Raw genomic sequence first — 13,659 nt, 5'->3', positions numbered from 1 at the left:
TTCGCCAAAAGTCGGACATCAGCCCTTGCGGAGGAAACCTCAGCGAGAGTACGGTTCTCACAACTGGAAGGGAGATTCTTGTGATCCACACTACAGCGCTGCGTCCCGCGATCGGGGTGGAAGTCACCGGCGTCGCCGATCTGCACGACGACACGGTGGTCAGCCGGTGCCTCGAAGCACTGAAATGGCGCGGTGTGCTGGTCGTGCGCGGTCTGCACCTCGATGACGAAGCGCAACTCGCGTTCTGCCGCGAGCTGGGCACGGTGTTGGCACCAGGCGGCCGGGAGATCTTCACGATCACTCTCGATCCCGCGAAGAACCGGGCCGCCAAGTACCTCGAGGGCACGTTCTTCTGGCACATCGACGACACCACCAACGAGGTGCCGGCCAAGGCCACCGTGCTCACGGCCCGCCACGTCGCCATGGAGGGTGGCGGCACCCAGTTCGCCAGCACCTACGCCGCCTACGAGAACCTTCCCGAAGCCGACCGCAAGCGCTACGAAGGTCTGCGCGTGGTGCACAGCTTCGAGGCGTCCCAGCGGCTGGTGCATCCGGACCCGACCCCCGAACAGGTCGCGGACTGGCGTACCCAGCGGAGCCACGAGACGGCCCTGGTCTGGGAGCGCGCGGACGGCCGCAAATCCCTGGTGATCGGCGCCACCGCCGATCACATCGTCGGCATGGATCCCGCGGAGAGCCGGGCGCTGCTCGACGAACTGCTCGCCTGGTCGACGCAGGAACGCTTCGGCTACACCCATGACTGGACCGTCGGCGACCTGGTGATCTGGGACAACACCGGCATCCTGCATCGGGCGCTGCCCTATCAGGCGTCCTCCGAACGCGAACTGCACCGGACCACCCTCGCGGGCGAGGAGGCCTGGGCGTGAAAACCGCGGTGGTCACCGGCGGCGGCTCCGGTATCGGTCTCGCTGTCGCACAACGGCTCCAGGCCGACGGGTATCACGTGGCGACGCTCGATCTGCGCCCGACCGATACCCAATTCGCCCACACCGCCGACGTTTCCGATCCCGAGCAGGTGAGCGCGGCCTTCGCCGCGATCCGCACCCAGCTCGGCCCCGTGACGATCCTGGTGAACGCCGCGGGCCTGGACGGTACCGGGCGCTTCTCCAAAATCGACTTCGCGCAGTGGCAGCGGGTGATCGACGTCAACCTCAACGGCGTCTACCACTGCGTTCAGGCGGTGCTGCCCGACATGCTCGAGGCCGGGTGGGGTCGCATCGTGAACATCTCCTCGTCGAGCACACATTCGGGTCAGCCCTTCATGGCGCACTACGTCGCGGCCAAGTCCGCGGTGAACGGGCTGACCAAATCGCTGGCGCTCGAACTCGGTCCGGCCGGGATCACCGTCAACGCCGTCCCGCCCGGCTTCATCGACACCCCGATGCTGCGCAAGGCGGAGGCGGCCAAGCTGCTCGGCGGCACGATCGACGACCACATCCAGCGCACCCCTGTGCGGCGGGTGGGCCAACCCGAGGACATCGCCGCGGCGTGCGCGTTCCTGATCTCCGAGAGCGCCGGGTACATCACCGGGCAGATCCTCGGGGTCAACGGCGGCCGTAACACCTAGTCGTACCAATCCAGACAACGGGCTCACCCTTCCGGTGGGCACCGCACACACCGAAAGGAATTCCCGTGGGACGTGTCGAGGGCAAGGTCGCCTTTATCACCGGAGCCGCTCGCGGCCAGGGCCGCAGTCATGCGGTGCGTCTGGCCGCCGAGGGCGCCGACATCATCGCCGTCGATATCTGTCAGGACATCGACACCATCCAGTACCCGCTGTCGCGTCCCGAGGATCTGGACGAAACGGCGCGACTGGTCGAGAAGTCCGGGCGGCGCATCGTCACCATCCAGGCCGATGTGCGCGATGCCGCGCAGATGCGTGACGCGGTCGCGCAGGGAGTACAGGAACTGGGCCGCCTCGACATCGTCGTCGCCCAGGCCGGGATCGCCGGGATGAAGGGCGAGCCGCAGTGGCAGGCCTGGACCGATGTGCTCGACACCAACCTGGTCGGCGTGCTCAACGCCATCCACGCCGCGCTGCCGCATCTGCAGGCCGGCGCGTCGATCATCGCCACCGGGTCGCTGGCCGCGCTGATGGACACCACCAAGGTGGACCAGCCGGGTAAGGATCCCGGCGGCGTCGCGTACATGGTCGCCAAGCGCGCGCTGTCGATGGTGGTGCACGAACTCGCCACCCACATCGCGCCGAAGAAGATCCGCGCCAACGTTATCCACCCCACCAACTGCAACACCCCGATGTTGCAGAGCGAGCCGATGTACCGCTCGTTCCGGCCCGATCTCGAGAATCCGACCCGCGCGGACGCCGAACCGGCCTTCCACACCATGCAGGCCATGCCGGTTCCGTATGTCGAGCCCGAGGACATCAGCGACGCGGTGCTGTTCCTGGCATCCGACGAGTCCCGTTTCGTCACCGGCAGCCAATTGCGGGTGGACGCGGGCGGATACCTGAAGTGGTACGACTACCACGCCTGAAAGGAATTCCCGCCGTGAAGGTTCGAGTCGATTCAACGCGCTGCCAAGGCCACACGCTGTGCGCGATGACCGCTCCCCGATCATTCGAGCTGAGCGACTTCGACGGTCATTCGTCGCCGGTCAGTGAGACCGTCGCGCCCGACGAGGAGGAGCAGGTGCGCGAAGCAGCGCACTCCTGCCCGGAACGCGCCATCGATATTTCCTGAGAGGACACCGCCATGAGCGTCGACGACGTGGCGACCGACGACACACGCAAGAAACCGAATTTCTCGTTCGATAGAATGACCCCGGAATATCGGGACCAATTCGTCGCGACCACCGAATCCATGCATGAGCAGTGCCCGATCGCCTGGACCGACACCCACGACGGGCACTGGGTCGCGGCGGGCAACCGTGAGGTCTTCGAACTCGCGCGCTGCCCGCACATCTCCAACGACCACGACACGGCCGGGGTCCGGCGCGGCTACAAGGGCATCTCCATTCCGAAAGCCCCACGGGCGAGCGGTGTTCGGGGCGGCATCCTGGAAATGGACGAGCCGGAGCATCGCGAGGTTCGCGCGGCGCTCAATCCCTACCTCTCCCCCGCCGCCGTGGCCCGCTGGATTCCGTTCATCGACGAGATCGTGCGCGCCGCGATCGACGAGAAGATCGAGTCGGGGCGGATCGATTTCGTCGATGAGCTGGCCAATATCGTGCCCGCGGTACTGACCCTGGGCATGCTGGGTATCCCGCTCGCCAAATGGACGATCTACAACGAGCCCGCACACGCGTCGGTGTACACACCGCCGGATTCACCGGAGTATCCGCGGGTCGCGGAAATGCATCGGACGATGGGCATCGATCTGCTGCAGAATCTGTTCGAGATCAGGGAGAACCCCCGGCCCGGCCTGATCAACGCGATCAACAACGCGACGATGAACGGCGAGCCGCTCCCCGATATGGAAATGCTGGGCATGCTCGGCCTGCTCATCGGCGGCGGCTTCGACACCACGACCGCGCTCACCGCGCACGCCCTGGAATGGCTCTCGGAGAACCCGGACCAGCGCGAGACACTGAGTCGCGAGCGCGACGATCTCCTCGATTCCGCCACCGAGGAATTCCTGCGCTACTACACGCCCGCACCGGGTGACGGGCGCACGATGGCCGAGGATTGCGAGGTCGTCGGCACCCAGTTCAAGGAAGGCGATCGGGTGTGGCTGTCGTGGGCGATGGCCAATCGGGATCCGGCGGTCTTCGACGACCCGAACGAGGTCATCCTGGACCGGCGGCGCAACCGGCACTACAGCTTCGGGCTCGGCATCCACCGGTGCATCGGCTCGAATGTGGCACGCACCGTGTTCAAGCGCATGCTGCTCGCCGTGCTGGACCGGATGCCGGACTACCGCTGCGATCCCGAGACCGCGGTGCACTACGACACCATCGGGGTCATCCAGGGCATGCGGCACCTACCGGCGACGTTCACCCCGGGCGTGCGGCTCGGAGCCGGACTCGAGGAGACACTGGCGAAACTCCAGACCGTCTGTGACGAGCAGCAACTCGCGGCACCTGTCACGGCCCAGCGGGACGCCAGTACATAGTGAGCGACGAGATGGCCCAGCCATCGGTGAGGAACGAGATGGCCGAGCCATCGGGGCGGCCCCTGCCCCAGGTGACCGCGGAGAACGAGTTCTTCTGGACCGCGGGCGCCGACGGGCGCCTGCGGATCCAGGAGTGCGGTTCTTGCGCGGCCCTGATCCATCCACCACAGCCGGTGTGCCGGTACTGCCACGGGCACACCCTCGGGGTCCGGGAGGTCTCCGGCTTCGCCACCCTGGTCGGCTTCACCGTCAACCAGCGGTTCAGCGTGCCGGGGCTACCCGCGCCGTATGTGGTGGCCCAGGTCGCGGTCGAGGAGGATCCCCGGGTTCGCCTGACCACCAACGTGGTGGGCTGCGACCCGGACGACCTCGTGCTGGGGATGCGGATGGAGGTCGTGTTCGAACAGGACGCGGATGTGTGGTTGCCGCTGTTCCGGCCGACCGCCGACCAGCCCGAACCCGCGCCGCTGCCCGCCGACGAGATCGAACCGCACCGGTTCGGCGAGCACGTGCGGCCGATGATCGGCCGGGACAAGTTCGAGGACAAGGTCGCCATCACCGGGATCGGGATGTCGGATATCGGTCGGCGGCTGATGGTTTCGCCGCTGTCGCTGACGATCTCGGCCTGCGAGCGCGCGGTCGCCGATGCCGGGCTCACCATGGCCGACATCGACGGCTTGTCGACCTATCCCGGCGGCGGCAATGTCGGTGGTTTCGGCGAGGGCGGGGTGACCGCGCTCGAGGCCGCGCTGGGTCTGCGACCGACCTGGTACAACGGCGGTTTCGAGACCTTCGGTCCCGGCGGGTCGGTGATCGCGGCGATGCTGGCCGTCGCCGGCGGGTTGGCCAGGCACGTCCTGTGCTTCCGCACTGTCTGGGAGGCGACGTACAACGAACTCATGCGCACCGGCAAGATCACGCCGACGGGCGGCCGGACCACCAGTTGGATGATGCCCTTCGGCGCCACCTCGGCCGCGCATACGTTGGCGCAGAACGCCCAACGGCATTTCCATCGCTACGGCACCACCAGGGAAACGCTCGGCTGGATCGCACTGAACCAGCGCGCCAACGCCGAGCTGAATCCGACGGCGGTCTATCGCGAACCCCTGACGATGCCGGAGTACCTCGACGCCAGGCCGGTCACCACCCCGTTCGGGCTCTACGACTGCGATGTCCCCTGCGACGGCGCGGTCGCCGTGCTGGTCTCGGCGATCGACACCACCCCGGATCTGGCGAAGCCGCCGGTGCGGGTCGCCGCGGTCGGTACCCAGATCCTCGAACGGATCGAATGGGACCAGAGCACCCTGACCCATGAACCACAGGTTCTGGGCCAGGCCGCGCACCTGTGGTCGCGTACCTCGCTGCGCCCCACCGATGTCGACGTCGCCGAACTCTACGACGGATTCACCTTCAACTGCCTGTCCTGGATCGAAGCCCTCGGCTTCTGTGGGATCGGCGAGGCCAAGGACTTCCTCGACGGCGGCAAGAACATCGCGCGCGACGGGCTGCTCCCGCTCAACACCCACGGTGGCCAGCTCTCCCACGGCCGCACCCACGGTATGGGGCTGTTGCACGAGGCCGTCAGCCAATTGCGCGGCGAGGCGGGCCCTCGCCAGGTCGAGGGCGCGCGGGTCGCGGTGACCAGCAGCGGCGGGCTGACCCCGAGCGGTGTCCTCCTGCTGACCAGCGACAACTGACCCGATTCGACCGAGCCACCTTGTCGTGGCTCAGGAGGTTAACCCATGGATGTCACCGATGTGGCGCCGACTCTGATCCGGCTCGTCGTCGGCGTCACGATGATCGCGCACGGTCTCAACCACTGGCTCGGTGGCGGGCGGATCGCGGGCACGGCCCGCTGGTTCGCCGGCCTCGGCCTGCGCAACGGTGTCTTGCAGGCGTGGGCGAGTGTGGTCGCCGAAATCGGGGCGGGCGTGCTGCTGATCCTCGGCCTCGCCACACCGTTGGCCTGCGCGGCGGTGATCGCGGTCATGCTCGTCGCCGGGCTGCTCGCGCACCGCGCGAACGGATTCTTCGTCTTCAAGGAGGGGTACGAGTACGTACTCGTCCTGGCGGTGGTCGCGCTGGCGCTGGCCTTCACCGGCCCGGGTCGCCTGTCGATCGATCACGCCGCCGGAATCACTGTCACCGGCTGGGCCGGGGGCGTCATCGCACTCGGCGCCGGCGTGGTGTCGACCACGGGACTGCTCGCGCTGTTCTGGCGCCCGCGGCCAGAACCTACTGCGTGAGCGGCATAGTCGAATAGGAGGTGCGCAGATGCGCATCGGATTCATCGGGTTGGGTAGTCAGGGTGCGCCGATGGCGCAGCGAATCGTGGCGGCCGGGTATCGGACCACCCTGTGGGCACGCAGACCCGCCACGCTCGAGCAGTTCGCCGAGACCGCGGCCGAGATCGCGCCCACCCCGCGCGCCCTCGCCCAGGCCAGCGACCTGGTCTGTTTGTGCGTGGGGAACGACGCCGACATCCGCGAGGTCCTGACCGGCGAGGACGGCGTGTTCGGCGGACTCGCGCCGGGCGCGATCGTGGCCGTGCACAGCACTATTCATCCCGACACCTGCCGCGAGCTCGCCGAAACCGCTGCGGCACAGGGCGTTACGTTGATCGACGCCGCGGTCAGCGGCGGTGCGCCCGCGGTCGCCCAGGGGCGTTTGCTCGTCATGGCCGGTGGCCCGGTCGAGGCGGTCGACCGGTGCAGGCCGGTGTTCGGCACCTACGCCGATCCGGTGGTGCACCTGGGCGATACCGGGGCGGGCCAGGTCACCAAGCTGCTCAACAATCTGCTGTTCACCGCGAATCTCGCGACCGCGGCGAGCACTCTGGCGCTCGGCCGCGACCTCGGCGTCGATCAGGCCAAGCTCGGCGAGGTGATCGCGAACGGGTCGGCGAACAGCTTCGCCCTCGGTCGTATCCTGGCCGGCACGCTGGCGCGGATCGGCGAGCACGCCGGGCACACCCTGCGCAAGGACGTCGGACTGCTCGCCGAACTCGCCACCGGGGCCGACGCCGAGACCGGTGTCGCGCTGACCGCGGCCGACGAGACACTGAGCCTTATCGGCCATCCGCGATGACCGCCTTGCGGATCGGGTTCATCGGGGTGGGGCGGATGGGCGCTCCGATGGTGCGCCGTCTCGTCGCGGCGGGGCACGAAGTGCGCGCGCTCGGTCGGTCCGGCGACGCGCGCCGACGGATCACCGAGTTGGGTGCCGAGCCCGTGTCGTTCACGGCCGCGGTCGGCACCGGGGCGGACGCCGTCGTGGTCTGTGTGTTCAGCGACGCCCAGGTCCGCGAGGTGTGCCTCGATACTCCGCTGCTGGCGAGCATGCCCGGCGGGTCGGTGCTCATCGTGCACACCACCGGTAGCCCGCGAACCGCCGAAGACATTGCCGCGCAAGCCAATTCCTCCGACATCGGGGTGGTCGACGCGCCGGTCAGCGGCGGGCCACACGATATCGCCGCCGGCACGCTCACCGTGTTCACCGGCGGCGCCGAAGACGCCGTCGCCCGTGCCTTTCCGGTACTGCGGTGCTACGCGGACCCGGCGCTGCCGGTGGGTCCACTCGGCACGGGCCAGTGCGTGAAGCTGGTCAACAACGCGCTGTTCGCGGCCCAGCTCGGCCTGATCACCGAAGCCGTGCAGCTGGCAGGCGAACTCGGCGTCGACGAGGCGACCCTGCTGTCGGCGCTCCAGCGGGCCAGCGGAGCCAGCCGCGCCGCCACCAGTGTGGCGGCGAAGGGTTCGGTGGCCGCGTTCCATGCCGCGGTCGGTGAGTTCCTGCGCAAGGACGTCGCCACTGTGCGGACGCTGGCCGCCGAACTCGGCGCGACCATGGGTGCGCTCGACACCGCGATCGACGCGCAATTCCTCGACACCCCGCGCGGCGTGTGACCGAACTGCGCTGCGCGTAACCGAATTGCGCTGTGTATGAACGTATTACGCTGTTTGACCTGGATCGGGATCGCCCTCATGTGGGGGCGATCCCGATCTCGATCAGGCGCTCATCACGCCACGGACGCTGCGTCGTCCAATTGAATTCGGTTCTCCGACAGGCGATCACCGAGCTGGTTCAGATCGTAGGACTGGCGTGCCATCCAGAATCGCAGCACACCGGTGAGCGAGTAGCGGACGAACAGCGCGGCGCCGACGACACTGAGCGCCACCCCGACCAGCGCGAGCGCCAGTGCGTCGCGCTGGGCCAGCGGATCGGAGGTGTTGTGCGCCAAGAAGTAGGCCACCACGGCGAGCGCCGGGCCCGCCACCATCGCGGTCGCGCCGAGGCGCAACCACAGACTCCCCCGGCCCGAGGCGGGATCGGGGATCTTCAATTCGGCCAGTTCGCGAGCGAAGCGGTCGGCACGTGTTTCGGTCATCAGTGACTTCCTAGGTAGAGGTTGGCCAGTTCGCGGCGGAGTTCGCCGTCGGCGGGCCCCTGGTGTTCGATGCGGCCGCGCACCAGCACGGCCGCGTGGTCGGCGATGTCGAGGACGGCGGCGGCGAACTGCTCGACGACCAGCACCGCCACGCCTTGGCGGGCGATCTCACCGACCTGTTCGTAGAGCCGCTCGACGACCAGCGGGGCCAAGCCCATGGACAGTTCGTCGAGCAGCAGCACGGCGGGGTCGGTGGCCAATCCCCGTGCGAGCGCGAGCATCTGCTGTTCGCCGCCCGACATCGTGCCCGCGATCTGGTCGGCGCGTTGGGCGAGAATCGGGAATCGGCTGAACGCCACCTCCTCGATCTCGGCGTGGGTCTTGCCGGTGAACGTCATCATGAGCAGGTTGTCGCGGACCGACAGGTTGGGGAACACGCCACGGCCCTCGGGGATCAGGCAGACCCCGGCGGCCGCCAGATCGCGGGGGTCGGCCCCGGTGACGTCTCGGCCACCGAGAACCAGTCGGCCCGCGGTGACCGCACGCACCCCGGCCGCGACCCGCAGGGTGGTGGTCTTACCCGCCCCGTTGGGACCGAGCAGGGCGACCACCTCGCCGGCGCCGACCCGCAGGTCGACACCGTGCAGCACCGCGATCGCGTCGTAGGCCGCGCGGACACCGTGTAATTCCAGTGACGAGGTCATCCTTCTCCCAGGTAGGCGGCGAGTACGGCGGCGTCACGGCGGATCACCTCGGGCGGCCCGGAACTGATGATCGCGCCGAGGTCGAGCACATAGAGCTGGTCGCAGACATTCATGACCAGGCCCATGTCGTGCTCGACGAGCAGTACCGCGACACCGTCGGCGGCCAGCGACCGCAACAGTGCGGCGAACCGCTCGGTTTCGGTGTGGTCGAGGCCGGCCGCCGGCTCGTCGAGCAGGACCACGCTGGGCCGGGCGGCCATCGCCCGGCCCACCTCGACCAGTCGGCCGGTGCCGGTGGGCAGATCGTCGGCGGCGGTGTCGGCGACCTCGTCCAGTCCGAGTCGGTCGAGGAGCCCGTCGACGATCCCGGCGGCGTCGCGCCGGTGGCGCCCGAGTTCCGCGGCGACGAGCAGGTTGTCGCGAACGCTCAAGCGGCCGAACAGTTCCAGCCGCTGAAAGGTCCGCGCCATCCCGTGCCCGGCCCGGCGGGCGGGCCCGAGCCGGGTGACGTCGCGGCCGTTCATCGTGACCCGGCCGGTCACCGGTCGCCGCAATCCGCAGATCACGTCGAACAGTGTGCTCTTGCCCGCGCCGTTCGGGCCGATCAGGCCGGTCACCTTGCCCGCCTCGGCGCTCAGCCCGGCCTTGTCCAGGGCGCGGTGACCGCCGAAGGTCACCGTGACCTGCTCAACTTCGAGTAGCGATCCCACGATCGAGCATCTCCTTGTCTGCTGTGGTCCACGCCTGATCGATGCCGAGCCATTCGACGGGCACCTGCGCCGGTGTGGGCGGACGGTGGCGCCGATTCGCCCAGCGCGGCACCACGATGGCCGCGATCAGCGCACCCGCGGTGAACACGTAGCCGTTGATGACATCGCCCAGGCGCAACGCCCACAGCAACGCGAGCCCACCGAGCAGCACCGCCATGACGACCCGATCGCGCAGTGCCGCGGCCCATTCGCGACGGATCTGTGCCAGGGCACCCTGGCCGAGGAACCCGCCGCTGAAGGCGATACCGCCCAGGGCGGGCAGGACATGGACGAGATTGGTCAGCGCCGGGAACAACACGGGAATCGCGTTGAGCGGGCCCGAATAGACAGCGCCGGTGAACAATCCGCTGCCGACCGCGCCCAGCCCGGCGATGACCACGATCAGGAAGATCGGCAGGCCCGCGACGAAACTGAACTGCTCGGCGGTCACCGACCGCAGCTGCATGCCGTAGAGCGCCCCGCCGAGTCCGGCGATCGCCGCCGACAGCGAGAACACCAGCATCTTGGCCGCCAGCAGGTTTCCGCCGAGGGTGGCGTAGGCGGCCTCGCTGTCGCGCAGGGCGATCAACCGTCGGCCGAGCCGACCGCGCCGCAGCATCGCCACCGCGAATCCGGCCAGCCCGAGCACGATCGCCGCGAACACGGTGATCTGCGCGGTGCTGGTCAATTGGGTGCCGAACAGGCTGGGGCCGACCAGATCCACCGAGCCCTGGTCGAACAGGGCGATCCGCACCCCGAACACCTCGAACGAGGGCAGGGTGAAGATCCAGCGGTCGAGCACCACCGCGAACGCGGCCGTGCCGAGCGCGAGGTAGACCCCGGACAAACGCAGCGCCGGTAGGGCGATCAGCGCGCCGACGACGCCCGCGATCGCCATGGCGGCGAGCAACGCCCACCACTGCCCGTCGGCGCCCAGATGCGCGTAGGCGACGGCGCCGATCCCGGCGATGCTCAACTGGCACAGCGAGATCTGGCCGGCGAACCCGGCGAGGGGCACGAACGACAACGCGATCACCCCGAAGGCGAAGATCAGGCCGTAGCTGATCAGATCCGCTTCGCTGAGCAGGGTGGCGAGCATGAGCCCGACCACCGCGACGACGACCGCGAACACCGCCGAACCACGCACGCTCGGCAGCGGCACCGGGCTCAACCGCCGATCGCGCCCGCGCAGCCGTCCGTGTGGGAACAGCAGCAGCGCGACGAGCAGCAGTAGCGCGGGCGCGGCCAGCCGCAGTCCGGGCAGATACTCGTTCTGTGGCAGATACCCGGTGAGATAGCTCTCCAGGCAGCCGACGACGATCGCACCGAGAAAGGTCATCGGCAGGCTGCGCAGCCGTCCGAAGATCGCCGCGCTGTAGGCGCTGACGATCAGCAACGACAGCTGCGCCGCGTCCAGGGCCACCATCGGCGCGATGAGGATGCCGCCGACGGCCGCCAATTCGATGCCGAGCATCCAGGCCACCCGGTTGGCGCGCTGGGGGTCGGCGCCGGTGAGCCCGACCAGTGCCCGATCGTCGACGGTCGCGCGCATCTCCGCACCGGTTCTGGTGCGGTACAGCAGGATTCGCAGAGCGATGGCCACCACGACGGCCACCACCATGGTCAGTGCCTGATGCCAGGTGATCGTCACCGAACCCAGGTGCAGCGGTGGTTGGTCGGCGAAGAACCGCGGCAGGGTGCGCGCCACGTCCGGATTCCAGATCCAGCGTGCGGTGAGCATCAGGCCGCTGAGCAACGCCACCGTCATGACGAGTTTCTCGGCGTCGCCCAGGCCCTGGGTCGGCGCCAGCGCCTGGGCGAACGCCAACCCGAACAGTGGCGCGAACACCAGCAACACCAGGGCGACCGCGATCGGCGTCGGCACGCCCCAGCCCACGGTGAACTGCCAGTACACGAAGGCCGAGACCATGCCCGCCGCGCCGTGCGCGAAATTGAAGACACCGGTCGTGGTGAAGGTCAGGACCAGGCCGCTGCCGATGATGGCGTAGATCGCGGCGGTGCTGAGTCCGACGATGCCGAAAGCGATGAACTGCTCCATTATTTGACGTCGCTCATGCTCTTGTTGACGTCGGCCAGTGTCAGCGGGCGACCGTATTCCTTGGTGTAGACGTAGGGCTTCATGTCGCAGCGGAACGGACCGGTGTCGGGCTTGAAGTCCGCGTTCGTCCAGCCCTGCGCGGTCGCCTTCATCACGTTGAAGCACTTGGGCGGCACGGTGTGGGTCGACATGTCGGCGGGCGCCTGCAGACCACCGGCGGTCCACGCTGTTTCCTTACGGGCGGCCTCCACCACGCAGGTGCGGGTGAGGTTGTCGCCGCAGCTCGAGGCCGCCTTCGCGAACAGCAGCCACTGCACCAGCGAGCGCAGCCCGTTGTAGGTCAGTTTTCCGTCCGGCGCGTACTGGGCGAACAGATCCTTGGCGCGCTGCACCGCGGGAACGCTGGCCGCTGACTCCAGCGGCACGGTCCCTGACAGGTCGGCGAAGTTGTTCTGCGCGCCCAGCGACGTGCGGGCGAGCTCGAGGAACGCGGGGGTATAGGCGTTGCTGGTGACGTCGACCCAGTCCAGCTTGTAGTCCATGCTGGTGAGCACGTCCTCGAGCTTGGCGAGGCTGCGGAAGTCGCCGAGGAAGATCAGGCCCTTCACGCCCTTGGCCTTGATGGACTGCGCGTAGGGCGTCCAATCCGAGACGCCGGCGGCCGGATAGAGGTCGTTGTAGATCAGGGTCGCGCCCTCGGCGGGCAGCGACTCCCCGTAGCGGTCGGCCATCGACTTCACCACCGGCGAGTCGGCCACGATGATGCCGACCGCGGCTGCCGAGGCCGGGTAGGCCTCCTTGAACAGCCACTGATGCATGCCCGCATAGGTGTCGTAGGGGCGCGCGGAGGAGGCACCGGATCCCACCTGGAGATCGGAACCGGTGTTCTCGGCCTGACTCACCTGCGACGGGAACTCGGGCAGCGTGCACGTGAGCCGATCCTTGACGCCGAGGGCATCGAGTGCGGCGGAGCCGCCGACCAGCGCGAAGTCCTCGCGGCAGGCTTCCAGCATGCGCGCGCGGACCTCGAGCAGTTTCGCGTCACGGACATTGAAGGCCAGTTTGCGACCGTTGATTCCGCCGTTGTCGTTGCACCAGGACGTGAAGACCTTGGCGGCGTCGACCAATTCGGGATTCTTCGTGAAACCCATATCGGTGAACACGCCGACTTCGATCTGCCCGGCGGTGACGCCCTGCGTCGGCGCACTCGTCGACTTGCCGGTCTGGCAGACCCCGTTCAGATCACCGAAGTCGCTCGTCACCGCCTTGCCGCCGGGTGCCGCGGCCTCTTCGACCCCGCTGCCGGTGCGGCCGCTACAGCCTGCCACCAGCAACGCGGTCGCCATCAAGGCGATCAGTACTCGCTGCGATCTCACCGATGTCCTCCTGACACAAGCTCGGCGGCCGAGCCCTGTTTCTCATCGAACAAAGCGCCTGTTCTCGGCGCTCTCTATTTCGGAAATCATCTTCTCATCGAAAGAGAATAAAGTTAACCCTTTGAGAAAATATCTGATTCACCACTCTGTAAACACGGGTGGCGGCCCGCGGGAACCGCGGGGGGCCCCCCGGGTTGGACAACCGCCACAGGCGGGCGGGGGGGCGCCCCGGATAGCCCACACCGCGCCGGTGGGGGGGGGTCGGTTAAACAAAAGACGCGGCCGACGGCGTA

The 13,659-nt window shown here is 68.2% G+C and carries 13 protein-coding genes and 1 pseudogene; 9 read left to right on the top strand and 5 right to left on the bottom strand.

The genetic code is table 11. From position 1 onward, the window contains the following. Positions 1–80 precede the first annotated feature (80 nt). The 9 genes and pseudogenes from ACWGCN_RS28855 to ACWGCN_RS28815 form a co-directional block, all read left to right on the top strand. Complete coding sequence (locus tag ACWGCN_RS28855; protein ID WP_452460116.1) at positions 81–887, top strand: TauD/TfdA dioxygenase family protein; 807 nt, start codon at positions 81–83, stop codon at positions 885–887. Further along, positions 884–1,588: an SDR family NAD(P)-dependent oxidoreductase gene (locus tag ACWGCN_RS28850; protein WP_452460117.1), complete on the top strand. Its 705-nt coding sequence runs from the start codon at positions 884–886 to the stop codon at positions 1,586–1,588. The genes ACWGCN_RS28855 and ACWGCN_RS28850 overlap by 4 nt, the downstream gene beginning before the upstream one ends. Before the next feature lie 65 nt (positions 1,589–1,653). Further along, positions 1,654–2,514 (top strand): mycofactocin-coupled SDR family oxidoreductase, encoded by an 861-nt coding sequence (locus ACWGCN_RS28845; protein ID WP_452460118.1) that lies wholly within the window; start codon positions 1,654–1,656, stop codon positions 2,512–2,514. Positions 2,515–2,528: 14 nt separating this feature from the next. Further along, positions 2,529–2,720 (top strand): ferredoxin, encoded by a 192-nt coding sequence (locus ACWGCN_RS28840; protein ID WP_067444937.1) that lies wholly within the window; start codon positions 2,529–2,531, stop codon positions 2,718–2,720. A 12-nt stretch (positions 2,721–2,732) separates the two neighbouring features. Continuing rightward, positions 2,733–4,091 carry a cytochrome P450 gene (locus ACWGCN_RS28835; protein WP_452460119.1) on the top strand — a complete coding sequence of 453 codons (1,359 nt, stop codon included), beginning with the start codon at positions 2,733–2,735 and terminating at the stop codon, positions 4,089–4,091. Between the two features lie 38 nt (positions 4,092–4,129). Beyond that, positions 4,130–5,788 carry a thiolase C-terminal domain-containing protein gene (locus ACWGCN_RS28830; protein WP_452460120.1) on the top strand — a complete coding sequence of 553 codons (1,659 nt, stop codon included), beginning with the start codon at positions 4,130–4,132 and terminating at the stop codon, positions 5,786–5,788. Between the two features lie 45 nt (positions 5,789–5,833). Then, complete coding sequence (locus tag ACWGCN_RS28825) at positions 5,834–6,337, top strand: DoxX family protein (RefSeq protein WP_379314767.1); 504 nt, start codon at positions 5,834–5,836, stop codon at positions 6,335–6,337. A gap of 28 nt (positions 6,338–6,365) precedes the next feature. Beyond that, on the top strand, positions 6,366–7,178 hold the full coding sequence (locus ACWGCN_RS28820) for an NAD(P)-dependent oxidoreductase (RefSeq protein WP_452460121.1): 813 nt from the start codon (positions 6,366–6,368) through the stop codon (positions 7,176–7,178). Continuing rightward, positions 7,157–7,996, top strand: a pseudogene (locus ACWGCN_RS28815) (NAD(P)-dependent oxidoreductase); the annotation flags it as partial. The gene ACWGCN_RS28820 and the pseudogene ACWGCN_RS28815, both read left to right, overlap by 22 nt. A gap of 113 nt (positions 7,997–8,109) precedes the next feature. Here the strand turns inward: ACWGCN_RS28815 and ACWGCN_RS28810 are convergent. The 5 genes from ACWGCN_RS28810 to ACWGCN_RS28790 are packed head-to-tail and all read right to left on the bottom strand — an operon-like array spanning position 8,110 to position 13,336. Continuing rightward, positions 8,110–8,478 (bottom strand): hypothetical protein, encoded by a 369-nt coding sequence (locus tag ACWGCN_RS28810; RefSeq protein WP_379297474.1) that lies wholly within the window; start codon positions 8,476–8,478, stop codon positions 8,110–8,112. Continuing rightward, positions 8,478–9,182, bottom strand: coding sequence for an ABC transporter ATP-binding protein (locus ACWGCN_RS28805; RefSeq protein WP_452460122.1), 705 nt, complete (start codon positions 9,180–9,182; stop codon positions 8,478–8,480). The genes ACWGCN_RS28810 and ACWGCN_RS28805 overlap by 1 nt, the downstream gene beginning before the upstream one ends. After that, positions 9,179–9,892 (bottom strand): ABC transporter ATP-binding protein, encoded by a 714-nt coding sequence (locus tag ACWGCN_RS28800; protein ID WP_067444920.1) that lies wholly within the window; start codon positions 9,890–9,892, stop codon positions 9,179–9,181. The genes ACWGCN_RS28805 and ACWGCN_RS28800 overlap by 4 nt, the downstream gene beginning before the upstream one ends. Then, positions 9,870–11,990: a branched-chain amino acid ABC transporter permease gene (locus ACWGCN_RS28795; RefSeq protein ID WP_452460123.1), complete on the bottom strand. Its 2,121-nt coding sequence runs from the start codon at positions 11,988–11,990 to the stop codon at positions 9,870–9,872. The genes ACWGCN_RS28800 and ACWGCN_RS28795 overlap by 23 nt, the downstream gene beginning before the upstream one ends. Then, on the bottom strand, positions 11,990–13,336 hold the full coding sequence (locus ACWGCN_RS28790) for an ABC transporter substrate-binding protein (RefSeq protein ID WP_067444914.1): 1,347 nt from the start codon (positions 13,334–13,336) through the stop codon (positions 11,990–11,992). Before ACWGCN_RS28790 ends, ACWGCN_RS28795 begins: the two co-directional genes overlap by 1 nt. Positions 13,337–13,659 lie beyond the last annotated feature (323 nt).

It is taken from the genome of Nocardia sp. NPDC055050 (assembly GCF_053608345.1).
This window is presented reverse-complemented; position numbering and strand designations above follow the sequence as displayed.